The organism is Phragmitibacter flavus, from assembly GCF_005780165.1.
Lineage (GTDB): Bacteria > Verrucomicrobiota > Verrucomicrobiia > Verrucomicrobiales > Verrucomicrobiaceae > Phragmitibacter > Phragmitibacter flavus.
Window position 1 is genome coordinate 19,391 of sequence record NZ_VAUV01000029.1, and the last position, 15,738, is coordinate 35,128.

At 56.7% G+C, this 15,738-nt stretch carries 10 protein-coding genes; 5 read left to right on the forward strand and 5 right to left on the reverse strand.

The annotated features are described in order from the left end of the window. The first annotated feature begins 252 nt into the window (after positions 1–252). Complete coding sequence (locus tag FEM03_RS23635; protein ID WP_240772892.1) at positions 253–1,644, forward strand: tetratricopeptide repeat protein; 1,392 nt, start codon at positions 253–255, stop codon at positions 1,642–1,644. Here the strand turns inward: FEM03_RS23635 and FEM03_RS23640 are convergent. Then, positions 1,641–3,707, reverse strand: coding sequence for a sodium-translocating pyrophosphatase (locus FEM03_RS23640; RefSeq protein ID WP_138088829.1), 2,067 nt, complete (start codon positions 3,705–3,707; stop codon positions 1,641–1,643). The two genes, FEM03_RS23635 and FEM03_RS23640, sit on opposite strands and share 4 nt — an antisense overlap. 136 nt (positions 3,708–3,843) lie before the next feature. Then, on the reverse strand, positions 3,844–4,728 hold the full coding sequence (locus tag FEM03_RS23645; protein ID WP_138088831.1) for a uracil-DNA glycosylase: 885 nt from the start codon (positions 4,726–4,728) through the stop codon (positions 3,844–3,846). Between the two features lie 112 nt (positions 4,729–4,840). Here FEM03_RS23645 and FEM03_RS23650 point away from each other — a divergent pair, with 112 nt between their 5' ends. The 4 genes from FEM03_RS23650 to FEM03_RS23665 all read left to right on the forward strand — a co-directional run bounded on the left by FEM03_RS23650 (position 4,841) and on the right by FEM03_RS23665 (position 10,128). Then, positions 4,841–5,323 carry a 3D domain-containing protein gene (locus FEM03_RS23650; protein WP_138088832.1) on the forward strand — a complete coding sequence of 161 codons (483 nt, stop codon included), beginning with the start codon at positions 4,841–4,843 and terminating at the stop codon, positions 5,321–5,323. A gap of 20 nt (positions 5,324–5,343) precedes the next feature. Beyond that, on the forward strand, positions 5,344–6,012 hold the full coding sequence (nth, locus tag FEM03_RS23655) for an endonuclease III (RefSeq protein ID WP_138088834.1): 669 nt from the start codon (positions 5,344–5,346) through the stop codon (positions 6,010–6,012). Positions 6,013–6,161: 149 nt separating this feature from the next. After that, on the forward strand, positions 6,162–8,636 hold the full coding sequence (locus FEM03_RS23660) for an LptA/OstA family protein (RefSeq protein ID WP_138088835.1): 2,475 nt from the start codon (positions 6,162–6,164) through the stop codon (positions 8,634–8,636). Between the two features lie 175 nt (positions 8,637–8,811). Then, positions 8,812–10,128 carry a UDP-glucose dehydrogenase family protein gene (locus FEM03_RS23665; RefSeq protein WP_138088837.1) on the forward strand — a complete coding sequence of 439 codons (1,317 nt, stop codon included), beginning with the start codon at positions 8,812–8,814 and terminating at the stop codon, positions 10,126–10,128. Positions 10,129–10,341: 213 nt separating this feature from the next. Here the strand turns inward: FEM03_RS23665 and FEM03_RS23670 are convergent, their stop codons facing one another. From FEM03_RS23670 to FEM03_RS23680, 3 genes are all read right to left on the reverse strand, one after another. Next, positions 10,342–11,043: an outer membrane protein gene (locus tag FEM03_RS23670; protein WP_138088839.1), complete on the reverse strand. Its 702-nt coding sequence runs from the start codon at positions 11,041–11,043 to the stop codon at positions 10,342–10,344. 200 nt (positions 11,044–11,243) lie between these two features. Further along, the gene (locus FEM03_RS23675) at positions 11,244–14,666 is read right to left on the reverse strand and encodes a PVC-type heme-binding CxxCH protein (RefSeq protein WP_138088841.1); all 3,423 of its coding nucleotides are present in this window, start codon (positions 14,664–14,666) and stop codon (positions 11,244–11,246) included. A gap of 59 nt (positions 14,667–14,725) precedes the next feature. After that, complete coding sequence (locus FEM03_RS23680) at positions 14,726–15,658, reverse strand: SGNH/GDSL hydrolase family protein (protein WP_138088843.1); 933 nt, start codon at positions 15,656–15,658, stop codon at positions 14,726–14,728. Positions 15,659–15,738 lie beyond the last annotated feature (80 nt).

Below are 15,738 nucleotides of genomic sequence, written 5' to 3' on the forward strand. Positions count from 1 at the left end.
TCCTTCGTTCGAAGATTTATGTCTCAAGCTACTACATCGATCTTTGAACCAACCTTCCGTTTTTGGACAACGCCCTTTTTTGTTTTTACCTGGCTGATTTTGGCAAACTCCAGCCTTCCCGCCCAACGGACCGAATCGGAAAGACTGTTCCAACAACTGAGTGCGGCGGAACGGGCTGGAGACTATCCAAAAATCATTACCCTCGCCACCCGCGCCATTCGCCTAGCTCCAGACGAATATCGATTTTATGCCATGCGGGCCTCCGCCCACATTGTTTGCCTGGAATTTGAAGCTGCAGAGCGGGACATCGCCAGCGCCATTCGATTGAATCCCAATGCCGTTCATCCCTACCTTTTCCGCGGGATCATTCTTGTCACAAAGGGACAGCTCGCTCAGGCAGAAAAGGCGTTTGACCAGGCGATACGCTTGGATCCCAACATTGGTGAAAGCTACCGTCAGCGCGCCAAAATTCATTATCAATTAGGAAATCCCTCGAAAGCCGCCAAGGACTTTTCCATCGCAATTAACCTGGAACCCTCAGAGATGGGCAGCTACTACAACCGCGGCAAAGCTTACTACGACCTTCATCGATTTGACAAAGCCATCAGCGACTTCACGGTAGTCATTAAATCCAATCCAAGCGATCACGAAGCCCTCAGTTTGCGTGCCGAATCATTTTGCGCCAACAAGAACTTCGCTGCCGCCCTGAGTGATGCGGATAGTGTGCTCGATAAACATCCGAACTTCTACATCGCCAGGCTCACCCGGGCAAAAGTCTACGCTCAAATGGAGGAGCACGAGAAGGCCATCGCTGACGCAGCGGAAGTAATCCTCCTGGCACCCGAAAAACATCCGTTCCGAGCCATGGCTCTCGGCCTGCAAGGCGAGTGCTTGGCCTTGCTCGGACAATACGACAAAGCACTCGAAAGTTTCGCCGCAGCCCTGACCATTCCACCAAAATTGCCCGTATACCTTGATCAACGCGGCCAGTTGTTGATGAAACTCGGCCGATTTCAAGAGGCGCTTAGCGACTATGAAGACCTTTACAAGCTAACACCAAAAAGTAAGCCTACCCTTGCCAGAAGAGGCGAATGTTACACCTGCACTGGCCAATACGAAAAAGCGTTGGTCGACTTCAACCAGCTGATCAGCATGGACACCTCCCGCCCTGAGGGATGGGCTAGCCGCGGCTCCGTGCATCATCACGCAGGCAACTGGAAAAACGCCCGAGAAGACGCCCTAAAATCAATTTCTCTAGACCCCACGTTTCCACACGGCTACCGCCTCTTGGCGCTAAGTCACCTCGTTCACCCTCAGCCCGGCGAAGACGCACCCACCCAAGCTCTCGAATTCGCCACCAAAGCGTGTGAACTCTCCGAATGGAAGGAATACGTTTGCCTCGACACCCTCGCCGCCGCCTACGCCGCCAACGGCGATTACATCACCGCCCAAAAATGGATCAAGGAATACCAAAAACTCAATCCCCTGTCACCCCTGCATCACAAGCCTTCGAGCAGGAAATCACCCGCAAAGCCGCTGAACAAGAAAAGCAGCAAGCCACGTCTCGCTAACCGTCTCCCAACAAAAATCCCCACCAAGATCGCTCTTGATGGGGACTCAAATAGAATCGATCTCGCGGCCTAGAACAACAACGGAATGATCAAAATCGCGACGATGTTCACCACCTTGATCATCGGGTTGATCGCAGGACCGCTGGTATCCTTGTAAGGATCGCCCACCGTATCTCCGGTCACCGCTGCCTTGTGGGCCTCGCTGCCTTTGCCGCCGTGGTTGCCTTCTTCAATATACTTCTTCGCGTTGTCCCATGCGCCACCGGCACTGGTCATGCTAAGTCCGAGGAAAAGACCGGTAACAATTGTTCCCATCAAAACGCCACCCAAAGCTTTGTAGCCCAGGAAAGGAATGAGTCCGACGATTAATACAATCGCCACTGGCAGCAACGCTGGAAGAATCATTTCACGCAACGCAGCTTTCGTCACGATATCCACGCAAGTCGCATACTCCGGGGTGTCCGTGCCCTTCAAGATGCCAGGCTTTAAACTGATCTGACGACGCACTTCCTGAACCACCGCACCGGCGGTGTTGCCCACGGCATTCATGCTCATCGCGGCAAACAGGAAGGGAATCAGTCCACCCAAGAACAGACCAATGATCACATACGGATCCTTCAAAGAAAAGTCGACCGTTGCCGTAGCTGCCAGAACTCCGGTCGCATGCAAATGTTTGTCCAGTTCCAGATAATAACTGCCAAACAACACCAACGCTGCCACTCCGGCTGAAGCGATCGCATAACCTTTGGTCACCGCTTTCATGGTGTTGCCCACTGCATCCAAACCATCAGTTACTTCACGCACTTCTTTCGGCAGTTCACTCATCACCGCAATACCACCTGCGTTGTCCGTGATCGGACCAAACGCATCCAGACTTACAATGATCCCCGCCATGGAAAGCATGCTCATCACCGCAATGGCAATGCCATAAAGTCCGGCCAGCATGTAACCTCCAGCAATCGACGCGCAGATCAGAATCACCGGCAATGCCGTCGCGTAGTTACCAATCGCAATCCCCGCAATGATGTTGGTCGCATGACCCGTTTCTGAAGCTTTGGCGATTTTGCGCACCGGACCATATTCCGTCGCGGTGTAGTAGTTGGTGATCAACACCACGGCCCAGGTCAGCACCAAACCAATGATCGCGGTGCCATACAAAGCCGTCGGTGTGAATGGCAAACCTTCCACATTGCTGAACAACGCCTGCGTCACCGGCCATGCCAGCACCGCCGTCACCACCGCCGAAATTCCCACACCTTGCATCAACAACGCGGTCGCACCGCCATTGCGGAGGTTCACCCACAAAATCCCCAGCACCGCACCCACGATGGAAATGCCGCCAATCAGGAACGGATACACCAAGGCACCCGCAAAGGTAGGCAGGCTCAAATGGGCAATCAACAAGGCCCCAATCAAAGTCACCGCATACGTCTCAAAAACATCTGCCGCCATACCCGCGCAGTCACCCACGTTGTCGCCCACGTTGTCAGCAATGGTCGCCGGGTTGCGTGGGTCATCTTCGTCCAGACCAATCTCATTCTTGCCCACCAAGTCAGCACCCACATCGGCTGCTTTGGTATAAATGCCACCGCCGAGACGGGCAAACACACTGATCAACGAAGCCCCAAGCGCCAGGCCCACCAGCGCATCAATCGCTGCCCCCACATGTCCACCTGCCGACATCACCAAATAAAACACCGCCACCGAAACCAAGGCCAAACCCACCACCAGCAAACCCGTCACCGCACCGCCATTAAATGCCACACGCAACGCGGGCAAGGCTCCAATCGTCGCCGCCTGGGTTGTGCGCACGTTCGCCACCACCGCGACGCGCATGCCGATGTAACCGGCAATCATCGAACAAACCGCACCAATGACAAATCCCACCGGCACCGCCAGCGACTGCTTCCACACATACAGCAAAATGGTGATGATGACTGCAATCACACTCACCGTGCGCACCTGTCGGCTCAAATACGCCTTCGCGCCTTCCTGAATCGCCCCGGCCACTTTCCTCATCAGCTCATTGCCCGGCGACGACGCCATGATTTTTTTGATGAGCACCACGGCATAAAGCAGCCCGATGACGCCTAGCACGATGGAAATGACAATACCGTAGTTGTTGAGGAATAACATGCGAATGAGGGGAACGTTGCGAAACACTGGCCTTTTACCGCGATCGATGAACCGGGAAAAAGAGGCGCGAGTTTAGCGAGCTTCCCGCAATGGGCAATGAGGAATTTTTTCGAAAGAAGATTCAATCTCCCTTCCTTCACTTCCCTGCTTTGGAGAAATAGCCCTTTTGTTTGGCCGAAATGGGCAGCCCCACATGTTCCATCACCTTCATCATGTCCTCCCAGACGAGGCGCTTTTCGCGCATCCCGCCGCCATCTTCCTGCTCTCGACGCAACAAATAGGACGGATGATAGGTCACCAGCACCGGAATGCCCCGAAACTCCTGCATTGAACTCCGCAAACTGCCCACCTTGCCTTCGATCCCAAGTCCCGTCGCCGCCGTTGCGCCCAGCGCCACGATGATTTTTGGCTGAACGATTGCAATCTCCTCCACCACAAACGGCAGACAAGCTTCCATCTCCGCCGCCGTCGGAGCGCGATTTTTGCTCCCCTGCATCCTTCCGTCATCGATCTTCGGTCGATACTTGCAGATGTTCGAAATGTAAACTTCACCACGCCTCAGCCCCATCGCCTGAATGATTTTCGTCAACAATTGACCCGCCGGACCCACAAACGGCTCACTTTGCTTCTCCTCCTCAGCCCCCGGTGCCTCCCCGATGAACATGATCTCCGCATCCTCGCTCCCCGTCGCAAACACCATCACCTCACGCAAGGTTCCCAACTCGTGCACACGACCATTCGCCCCCTCCTGTGCCGCCCGCTCCGCCAGTCGATCCAGCCCTGCACGCTTTGATTCCGCCCCAGTCTCCACCTTTCCGGCCCTGGGAGCCGTGTGCAAAGTCACCGCCGGCTCAGCCACCTTTGCAACCGCCACCACCTTCTTCGGCCCCCCTTTCAACCCCTGCAAAGCTTCCCCGGAAATCTTCACATGCGTCACCCCTCTGGCACGCTGCTGTTCCAGATAAGTTTGCAAAAGCTCCCGTGCCGCATCCATTCCCCGCGCCATAACCTCGATCCCCATGCTTCGCAAGTGCCGATGCCTCGCCATTCCCCGCCCGTCAGATTAAAGTTGACGCCGCCCCCGATGTCCGCCAAAATCCCTGTTTTATTCGGAGAGATTAAATAATTTCACCATGCGGAACCTTCTTCTATTCGGCCTTGCCTGCCTCGCCCTCAGCTCCGTCTCCTGCGCCAGCAAGACGGCCATGACCAAACCCATCAAGAAGATCGACAACGTCCGCACCACCGCTTACACCCACACCGAAAGCGACCACATTCAATACGGCATCAAAACCGCCGACGGTGGCACCCTCAAATATGGCAACCTGCGCAGCGCCGCCGCCGACTGGTCCGTCTACCCCGTCGGCACCGTCTTCAAGGTCGAAGGCGAACCCTACCTTTACGAAGTCGACGACTACGGCTCGGCCCTTGTCGGCACCAACACGGTTGACCTTTACAAGCCGACCAAAACCGCCATGAACCAGCACGGCGTCAAACACGTCAACATCAAGGTCATGCGCTGGGGCTCCTACCAACGCAGCCTAGCCATCATGAAGCCGCGCACCAAACACCCCCACGTCCGGCAAATGGTCAGCCGTATCGAGCGCGACTCCTGAGTGATTCAATCGCGACACCAGTGACCAAATCGCAACGCGCCCGGCATTTGCAACAGCGGCTCGCCCTGCTTTATCCCGAGACCCCGGTTCCGCTCGATCACAAAGATCCCTACACCCTGCTCGTGGCGGTTCTGCTCTCCGCCCAGTGCACCGACATCCGCGTCAACCTGATCACCCCGAAGCTCTTTGCCGCTGCCGACAATCCCCTCGACATGAGCAAACTCGAAGTGGCGCAAATCGAAGCCATCGTGCGGCCCTGCGGCCTCGGTCCACAAAAAGCCCGCGCCATTCGCGAACTCTCCCGCATGCTGGTCGAGCAACACCAGGGAAACGTTCCCGCCGACCTCGAAGAACTGGAAAAACTCCCCGGTGTCGGACACAAAACTGCTCAAGTCGTCATGGCCCAGGCATTTGGCGTCCCGAGTTTTCCGGTCGATACCCATATCCATCGGCTGGCCAAACGCTGGCGACTCAGCAATGGCAAATCCGTCATCCAAACCGAGCGCGACTTGAAACGTCTTTTTCCCAGAGAAGCCTGGAACCAACTTCATCTCCAGATCATCTTTTACGGACGCGAATACTGCACCGCACGCGGTTGCGACGGCACCCGCTGCCCCCTCTGTCAGGAGGTCGCCCGTGTCAGTCCAACTTCTTCCCGCTCCGCCGCTTCCGCCCCCTCTGTCACCTGATTTGCCCTTCGAAACGACCGCATTAGCTGGTCTTCATTTTTCTATTCCTTTTTGTTGCTGCCACGCCCTGCCTCGCCTAATTCAACCTGGACCATCAACCAAGCACTCCCGCCCTTTCCCGCATGAGACCTGCAACGACCACCCGCGCTATGAAGCCGATCCTACCGCTCATCATGGGCTGCGCCCTTCTTGCCACCTCCCTTCAGGCCCAACAACCTGATGCTTTGCTCGACAGCCTGACCAGCAACATCAACATCGAAGGCCTCGAAACCAAATTCGATCCCGCCACCGGCATTGCCACCGCCACTGGCGACGTCCACATCGTTTACGAAGACCTTGAAATCCGTGCCGGTCGTGCTGACTACAACGCCACCACGGGCGACATCATGGCCAAGGAAAACGTCACCCTCGTCAAAAAAGGCGAAGTGTTCCGCGGTCAAAACATCACCTACAACATCAAAACCGAAGAACTCTCTGCCAACAACATCCGCAGCTACATCGAGCCCATCTTCTACGATACCGAAAGTTTCGAAACCAACACCGGCGAACTCACCCGCATTGACGGCACCAGCTCCTTTTTCACCACCCACGACTCGGCCACCCCGATGTTCAAGGTGAAAGCCAAAAGCATCACCATCTACCCCGAAGACAAGGTGGTCATGCGCAACGTCAAAGTCTACGCCGGCGATGTCCCCGTCCTTTGGCTGCCCATCTTCAGCCAGCCGCTTGACGACGAACTCGGCTATTTCTTCCAACCCGGTTACACCTCCCAGTGGGGCGCTTTCCTTCTCAATCAATACGGCGTCATGCATGGCGACCACACCCTCGCGAAATATCAGGTCGACCTGCGCAGCGAACGCGGCGTCGCCCTCGGAGTTGATCTCTACTCCGAAAAATGGCGCGACAATCCGAACATCGGCCAACTCAAGCTCTACTACGGCTACGACCTCAACCCCGACCAGGGCATCAATGACTCCGTGCGTTCCCTGGATCGTGTTGATGAAAATCGCTACCGCGTCGCCTTCCAACACCGCATCTACATCCCAGGCCCGGAAGAAAGCACCTGGTATCTCGACTTTGACCTCACCAAGCTCAGCGATGAGTTCATGCTGGAAGACTTCTTCCTCAACGACTCCCGCACCGACCCCCAGCCTGACAACAACATCAAGCTCGTCAATCGCAGCGACACCTACACCGCCACGTTGCTGGGCCGCTTTCAGCTCAACGACTTCTACCGTTCCGACGAGCGTCTGCCTGAACTCGCCGTCGATTTCACCCGCAGCCGCCTTTTCAATACTTCGGTCTTCTACCAGGGCGAAACTTCCCTTGGCATGTATGCCGATCGCCTTGGCGATCTGACTCGTGACGCCATCCGCGGCAACATTGATGCCCAGGAAGCCTACATCAAACAAGCCTTTGATTCCGACGGCACCCTGCTCACCGGTGAAGGCATCCCCACCCGGCCCAGAATGCGCCGCACCTTCAACGCCAACGAAATCTCCCGCGATGCCGTCAACGCCGCCGCCGAAGAGGCCTCCAGTGCCACCACCACCATTTCTCGCGATGCCATCGAGGCCGAGCTCGACATCCTGCGCGCCGAGCTGAACGAATCCGAATACTTCCGCGCCCACAGCTATCATGAGTTCCTCTACCCGATGAGCTTTGGCGAAGGCAACTGGATCAACTTCGTTCCCCGCCTCGGCGGCGGAGCCACCTACTACAACGACATCCAGGGCGGATACGCCGATGGTGGCAGCGACACCAAACCGATCTTCCATGTCGGCTTCGATTTCTCCCTGAAGTTCAGCAAGGTCTGGGATGACTACAAAAACCGCACCCTCGGCATCGACGGCCTGCGTCACATCGTCCAGCCCTACCTCAATTACTCGTTCGTGGAAGCCGACGAGATTGAAAACCTGCGCTCCATCGACCGCCTCACCCCAAGCACCCGCCCGCGTCCGCTCGACCTCCCCCAGTTCACTGCCATTGATGACATCCGTTCCTGGAACATCGCACGGGTCGGCGTTCGCAACCTCCTTCAGACCCGTCGCGAAAACTCTCCCGGCAACTATGGCACCTTCAACTATGCCGGACTCAACACCTACGTTGACCTGTTCATGGAAGACCCTGAGTTTGACCGCGACATCTCCAACCTCTACAACGACCTGTTCTGGAATCCTCTTCCTTGGCTTTCCTTCAACATCAACAGCCAGTTGCCGATTGGTGACAGCGAATTCAACTTCACCGAACTGAACTCCTACGTCACCTGGTTGCCCACCCGCAACTTCTCTTGGTCCATCGGTCATCAACTGCTCACCGACAACCCCTTGTTCATCGACAGCAGCCTGATCACCTCCCGCGTCTATGCGCGCCTCACCGACAACTGGGGTTTCTCCATGAACCACATCTACGAGATGGATGACAGCACGCTGGAATACCAGAGCTACAGCATCCACCGCGACCTTGCCGCCTGGAAAATGGCCGTTGGGGGCCTCATCCGCGAAAGCCGCACCGGCGATCCTGAAGTGGGCGTCATCGTCTCCTTCACGCTGAAAGAGTTCCCGCAGCTCAGCATTCCCCTCGACCTCGATCCGAACCCCACCGGTCGCGGCGGCAGAGAATAGTATCTTTCAAACATACAAACCTCCCTTGTTTTCAAAACCGGCAATCCCCATCAGGATGCCGGTTTTGTTTTTCCATCCCCCACACCTCACTTCCCCCATCAAACCACTTGAGACCCCGGCCAGCCCAACCTAGCCTGCCGCACCCTCATTTTATCTTCTTCTTCGACATTCTCTCATGAAACTTACCATCATTGGTTCTGGATATGTAGGACTCACCACCGGCGCCTGCTTTGCCGAAGCGGGCCACCATGTCATGTGCGTTGACAACGATCCCCGCAAAATCCAGACCCTGCTCGACGGCAACATTCCCATCTACGAGCCCGGCCTCGCCACTCTCGTAAAGAAAAACGTTGTCTCCAAACGCCTCCAGTTCACCACCAGCACCGAAGACGGCGTCAACTACGGCGAAGTCATTTTTATCGCCGTCCCCACCCCTCCCCAACCCGACGGCAGCGTCGACCTCAGCTACATCGAAAAAGTCGCCCGCGAAATCGCTGTCTGCCTCGACAGCTATCGCGTGATCGTCGACAAAAGCACCGTTCCCGTCAAAACCGGTGAACGCGTCAGCCAGACCATCCGCCGCTATGCCAAAGCCGGTGTCGAATTCGATGTCGTCTCCAACCCCGAATTCCTCCGTGAAGGCAGCGCCGTGGACGACCTCATGCACCCCGATCGCATCGTCATCGGAGGCAACAGCGACCGAGCTCTCGCCGTCATGCAAAAGGTTTACGAGCCCTTCGTCGCCCCCGTTCTTGTCACCGACATCAACAGCGCCGAGCTCATCAAACACGCCGCCAACAGCTTCCTCGCCCTCAAAATTTCCTACATCAACGCCCTCTCCGAAATCTGCGAGATCAGCGGTGCCGATGTCGAAAAGGTCGCCGAAGGCATCGGCATGGACAAACGCATTGGTCGCAGCTTCCTCAACGCTGGCCTCGGTTACGGCGGTTCCTGTTTTCCCAAAGACATCTCCGCCTTCATCGCCATCGCCGAACAACTTGGCGCGCCCTTGAATCTCCTGAAGGAAGTGGAAAAGATCAACGCCCATCAGCTGAACCGCTTCCTGCAGGGCATCCGCGAAGCCCTCTGGGTCCTCAAAGACAAAAAGCTCGCCGTCTGGGGCATCAGCTTCAAACCCAACACCGATGACGTTCGCAGCAGTGTCGCCGTCAATCTTATCGAAGCCCTGGTCGCAGAAGGTGCCAAAGTCACCGCCTTTGATCCAAAAGGCATGGAGAAGTTTAAGGAGCTGCCATTGGCTGGGAAAGTCACTCTTACCGAAAGCGCCCTCGAAGCAGCCCGCGACGCCGAAGCCCTCATCGTGGCCACCGAATGGCCCGAATTCGCCACCGTCGACCTCGCCGAGCTCCGTGATGTCATGCGCACCCCCTTGATTTTCGACGGACGCAACCTCCTCGATCCTGAGGCCGCCGCCAGCCATGGCTTCCAATACCGTGGCATCGGTCGCGGCACCCTGCCCGGTCTGGTGTAAACAAAAAGGAAAAGGGACCGCGAAGTTTCACTTCGCTTTCGCTTTCGCTTCAAGCGGTTTTGCCGACTCCAAGACCGTCTCTTCCGCCTAAGCAGATTAGCCCCTCGCAGCTCCCGCCCTTCCGCCGCCTTGGCAGCAAAACAAAAAACCGCTCGCGCCAAATGATTGACGCGGACGGCTTTTGAAAGGTTATCTTCTGACGACTACCTGCGATCAAAAGACAAAACGCAAACCTGCACGAACCAGACCGAAGTCGCTGTCGCCACGCTCCACAAAGGTGTAGCGGGCATCGCTAAAGATCCCGAAGTTGGGGCTGAAGCGATACTCCATGCCGACACCGGCGTGCGCGATGAAAAGCACATCGTCCGAATCGCGCGCGTCATCGTCATCTTCCAAACGGTCGCGAGCGTCAGAGAAGTCGTCGGAGTCGAGGTCATCCGCATTGAACGTCACTCCGGCTCCACCGAAACCATAAAAAGCAAAGCCCGATTCGCCGATCGGAGCACGCAGGAACAGGTTCACCGAAGCCGTGCCAAGGATGTCTCCATCCGTGTCGAAGAGAGAACCTTCAGCACCAATCCCGAACCAACGAGAGAAGAAGTAGTTGAATCCAATCCCGCCACCAGCGGTATCATCATCGAGCAACTCTGTGTTGCCTGAACTGGTGATGCCGTAAGCACCAAAGGCATCAATCTGGAGCTCACCCGCGCGGTAGAGCGAAGGTTGGGTCTCAGCAATCGTTTGCACCTGTTGATAAGTGGATTCACCAGCGAACCCTGCGGAGGCAGTGGCGGCAAGCAATGAGAATGCGAGCAATGTTTTTTTCATAGGTTGTTTTTGTGTGTGGGTGTTTGGAGGCTTGATTGCGGAGGTAATCGAAAACGACCATCCATCAGGTTGTAAAAACCCGAGCATTAAGGAGAAATCATGCGGCGAGGCGGTTGATTGAAACCTCAGCCAAATTCTCTCGATTCATCCGGGCCGCCCTGCCCGCTGGTCATCCCGGCAACGGGACCTCATTCATCGCGCACCCAAAAGCCCGACGCGGCTGCCGCCGAACCAATTACCAGCCTTTGCGTTTCCTTACCTTCCCGACAAACTGGTCTTAAACTCGCTCACAGCGTCGTTACCACCTGCGCCGCCCCTTCGACAATCTCCACCTTGAACCCCTTCACCACGCCAGCTGCCCGTCCAATGAGGATGCTCACCGCCGTTTTGCCCGCAGGCAGATCCAACGTCACCGTCTCACCCACTTCTGGCAGAACCTTGTCGCCATAAGTCATCGTCACCCCTTTGCTGTGCGTCAGCTTCAAAGTCACCTTGCCGGCCGCAGCCATCTCCAGATCGCATTGCAAAATCGCGCTCGGATACCAGGGGTGCATCTTCACCTCTGAGATCTCCTGCAACGGCACATCGCCGTTCACCATGCCAAGCCGCAAATCCCACGGATATCCACGACTGCGATCCGACAAAGTAAACAATCCCACGTGACGCACATGATCGATGTCGGCTGGCGACATCGCCCCCATTGTCCGCCAGGTGCGGATAAAACGGTTCGGCGGCGTTTTGTAATTCCCCTCCTTGCCCAGTTCGGCCAGGAACCGCACCAGATCAATGAACTCATCTTCGCGCAAATTGGCCGTCAGTCCCGGAGGCATCATCGACACCGGACTGATGGTATTCTGCGCAATCTCCGACTTCGCCACTTTGTGCAGGTTGTTGCCCGCATCGCGAATCTGCAACTCATCGCCGCTGTCCTGCGCAATCGCTCCCGCATAAACCTGTCCGCTCTTGGTCGTCACCATTGTCATGTGGTAACCTTCCTTGATCTTCGCCGTCGGATTCAACAATGACTCAATGATGTAGTCCACCGGCGCACTCGCCCCCAGCGAAACCATGTCCGGACCAATCATGCCGCCGCTCCCGCCGATCGCATGACAGCTGATGCACAACAACTCCTGCTTCCGGTAGACCAATTCGCCACGAACCGGATCCCCGCTCTGCGCCACTTTCTTGACCATCGCCCCCATCTCCTCGGCAGACAATGGACGATCCATCTTGCGCACGCCACCCGCATTGCGCAGCGGCTCCTCCAGCGCGGCACCAAGTCCACGCGTGTTCGCCAGTCGAATCCCTTCAATGGCGGCCGGTTCGGGGATTTTCTTCCCATCCAGCGCCTTCACCAGCAAGCCGGGAAGCGTTTTGTTTTTCAAAAATGCCTCGAACACCGGCTGAGCTGCTTCGCCGGTCTCCGCCGTGGCCAGATACCCAACCGCCTGTTTCGCCGCCAGATCCGGCGCGATGTTCGTCAATCCATGAATCGCCAGCACCCGCGTCTCCGCCGCTTCGCCTTCGCTGCTCAACTTCACAAACAAATCCCGCGTTCCAGCACCGCCCAGTGAGGTCAACCCCCGGACCGACGCCGCCCTCACCACCGCGCTGCTTTCCTTGTTGCTCACCAACTCGGTAAGCCGACCGCGCAACGCCTCGATCTTCCACGCTCCTGCCAACTCCGCCGCACGAGTGGCGCGATCCACATCACCGGAGTCCAGCAACGGCAGCAACACCGCTTCACTTGCCGTGGTCGGCCTCGCCCCGCGCTGACCCGCCTTCAACAGCGCATCCAAAATCCCTACCCGACGCGCGGCAAGTTCCGGCTTCAAAACCAAAGCCAGCAACTGACCCAACTGCTTCGGCGTCGCCAATGTGCCCGCCATATCCAACAGCGCCGCGCTGTCATCCGCTCCCAGTTTGTTCGCTGCAAAACCATCCAACAAAGGCTGCAATGCTTCCGCCTTGCCAGTCGCCTTCAGCGCATAAACCAGGTGCTTCGGATTGTCATCCATCTTGAGCTTGCCCTTCAAGAACGCCGGCAGCCAGATCTCCGACTGCTCCCGGCAGATCAACTCCAAAAGAAAATCAAGATTGTCGTCCATCGGCTGGTCCAACGCCCGCAACGCCACCGGCACCGCCTCCGCCTGACTGTAAAAATACAAGCAGCCCAAAGCCCACAAACGCACCTGCGGATGTTCATCCTTCACCGCCACCTCCAGCAGCTTCAAAGCTTCCTTGTTCTGCGCCAACCGTTGCGACAAAATCCGCAACCCCGCTGCCCGAATGTGATGATCCTTCGACTCAAGCAGTTTCGCCACCAGCTTGGGATCATGATGGTTGATCGTCTCCAACGCCCACACCGCCTGCAACATCTTCTCGCCAATGCCAGCGTCACTCGTCATGCTCTTCTCAAGCGCCGCCACCACCTCAGCCTTGTCCCGACTGCGCAACGTCTGCGATGCAAACTGACGGTTCCAGCGACGTTCGCTCGACACCTGTTGGTCCACCAATTCCTGCGTGCTCAACTTCGCAAAATCCGGACTCTTCGTCAAAGGCCGACCCTTCGCCGTCAAACGCCAGATACGGCCATTCGTGCGGTCGCGACGCGGATCACGAAAGTCCACCTCGCCATGCTGAATGATCGGGTTAAACCAGTCCGCGATGTAGATTGCTCCATCCGGTCCCGTGCGGACGTCGATCGGACGAAACCCGCGATGCGTGCTCGCCAGCACATCCGGCATTTGTTTGCTCAAATAACCGCTGCCATTCTCCGTGAGTTGAAAACGGTTGACCCGGTTCCCGCGGAAATCGCACGTCACCAACGTCCCCTGCCAGTCATCCGGCAGATGCGGGTCCGAGATGATCTCCAATCCACAATGCTTTGGCTGCCCCGGATTCAACCCCTGGATGGTCCGCTTTGCTCCCGGACTCGTCAGAAACACCGCTCCAGGGAACAGATAATTGATCCCCTGACTGCCCGCGCCATCCGTCGCAAAACTCTGACCATACCTGTCATATTCCAAACCCCAAGGATTTACCAACCCCTTCGCAAACACATCGGTGCGCCCCGTCTCCTTGCGATACTGCCAGATTCCTCCGCCCATCAACCGCTTCACCCCGTGCGGCGTCTCCAGATGACTGTGGATATAAATGCTCTGGTTAAAATTTAGGAGCCCTTCCGGCGAGAAACGAAACGTGTGCACCAGGTGATGCGTGTCCTCCGTTCCAAATCCGCTCAACACCACCTGACGCAAATCTGCCTTGCCATCGCCATCCGTGTCCTTCAGAAAAAGGATCTCCGTCGAGTTCGCTACATAAGCCCCGCCATCCGCAGGAATCACCGCCGTGGGAATGTGCAGATCATCCGCAAACAACGTCGACTTGTCCGCCTTGCCATCGCCATCGGTATCCTCCAGCACCACCACCTGGTCAATGGCCTCATCCCCCGGCTTGATCTGCGGATAAGTCGTGCTGCACACCACCCAAAGCCGCCCCTGCGCATCCCAGTTCATTTGCACCGGCTTGCGCAACATCGGCTCCGCCGCCCACAGATTGATCTCAAACCCCTCCGGCACAATGAACGCCTTTTGTTCCGCCTCCACCGATGGATCAGGAACATCCGCCGTCGACTTCGGTTGCGACGCAAAACACGCGCCCGACAGCATCAAAACCGAAGCACTACGAAGAAAAGAAAAATGAGACATCACGACAAAAATTTAAATGAGTAAGCAAAACGAAAATCCAACACCCAACCTAATTAGCCTCAAGGCAGCTTCTCCGCCGGAACCGCCTGCGCCTTCAACTCCGCGATCCTCTTTTCCTGAGCCGCCACCAGAGGATCAAACTGCTCCATTTCCTTCGCATTCTGACCCTGCTCATGCTTGCGAAACCCATGCAGATACGTCTCGTTCGCCGGCCGCCAGCGATTAAAAAACAGGAAATCCTTGTGCACCACCGTCGCCCGAATCTGCTTCGCCAATGGCTGCTCCACATCAACCTTGGGCAGTTGCAACGCCCCAAGCAACTCCTGCACAAACACTCGATAGCCCGCCTCGTTAAAGTGCACCCCATTGTCCGTCAACTTCGGCGTCGCCCCCGCTTTTTTCCCCGCCCCCATCAATTCATAAACGTCCACAAAGGTCGCATCCTGCTTCGCCGCAAACTCCTTCAATGCATCCCGCACACTGCCAAGCTCCACATTTGCCTCCGTCAGGTCCGGCATCGGTGTCCCCATGTTCTCAAACGGAGGAGGCGACACAATGATCACCCGCAAGTTCGGCGACTTCGACCGAGCCAGATCCAGCAAATTGCGGTAGCCCGTGATGAAAGCGGGCAGTTTGATCAACCCCTCAAACGGCATGTCCGCCCCATAGCAGGCCACCAGCACCGTCGGTTTCAGTTGCTCCAAATGATTTCCCAACCGCTGCAATCCCTCCGCAGGCGGACCAAAATACGACCGCGCATGCCCAAACACCGTGTCTCCGCTCCATCCCAGATTGCGCACCGACAACGTCTTCCCCGGTGTGGCCAGCTGCAGCTCTGTCTCTAAAAATCCATACTTCTGCTCCCGCTCCACCAAGGTGCCGCCCAATAAAACAATGCGGTCATTGTTCTTAAACTCAAACGCCGCCGCACCACCACACCAAGAGCCAAGCAGGCTCAATGACACAAAAAAAACAATACGGGAAAAGTTCATCGGAGGAAAAAAGGGAGGACTAAACACCCTGAAAGCCGGGAAACTTTCTGGGGACCGGCATTTTGACCAGCACCTCAAGC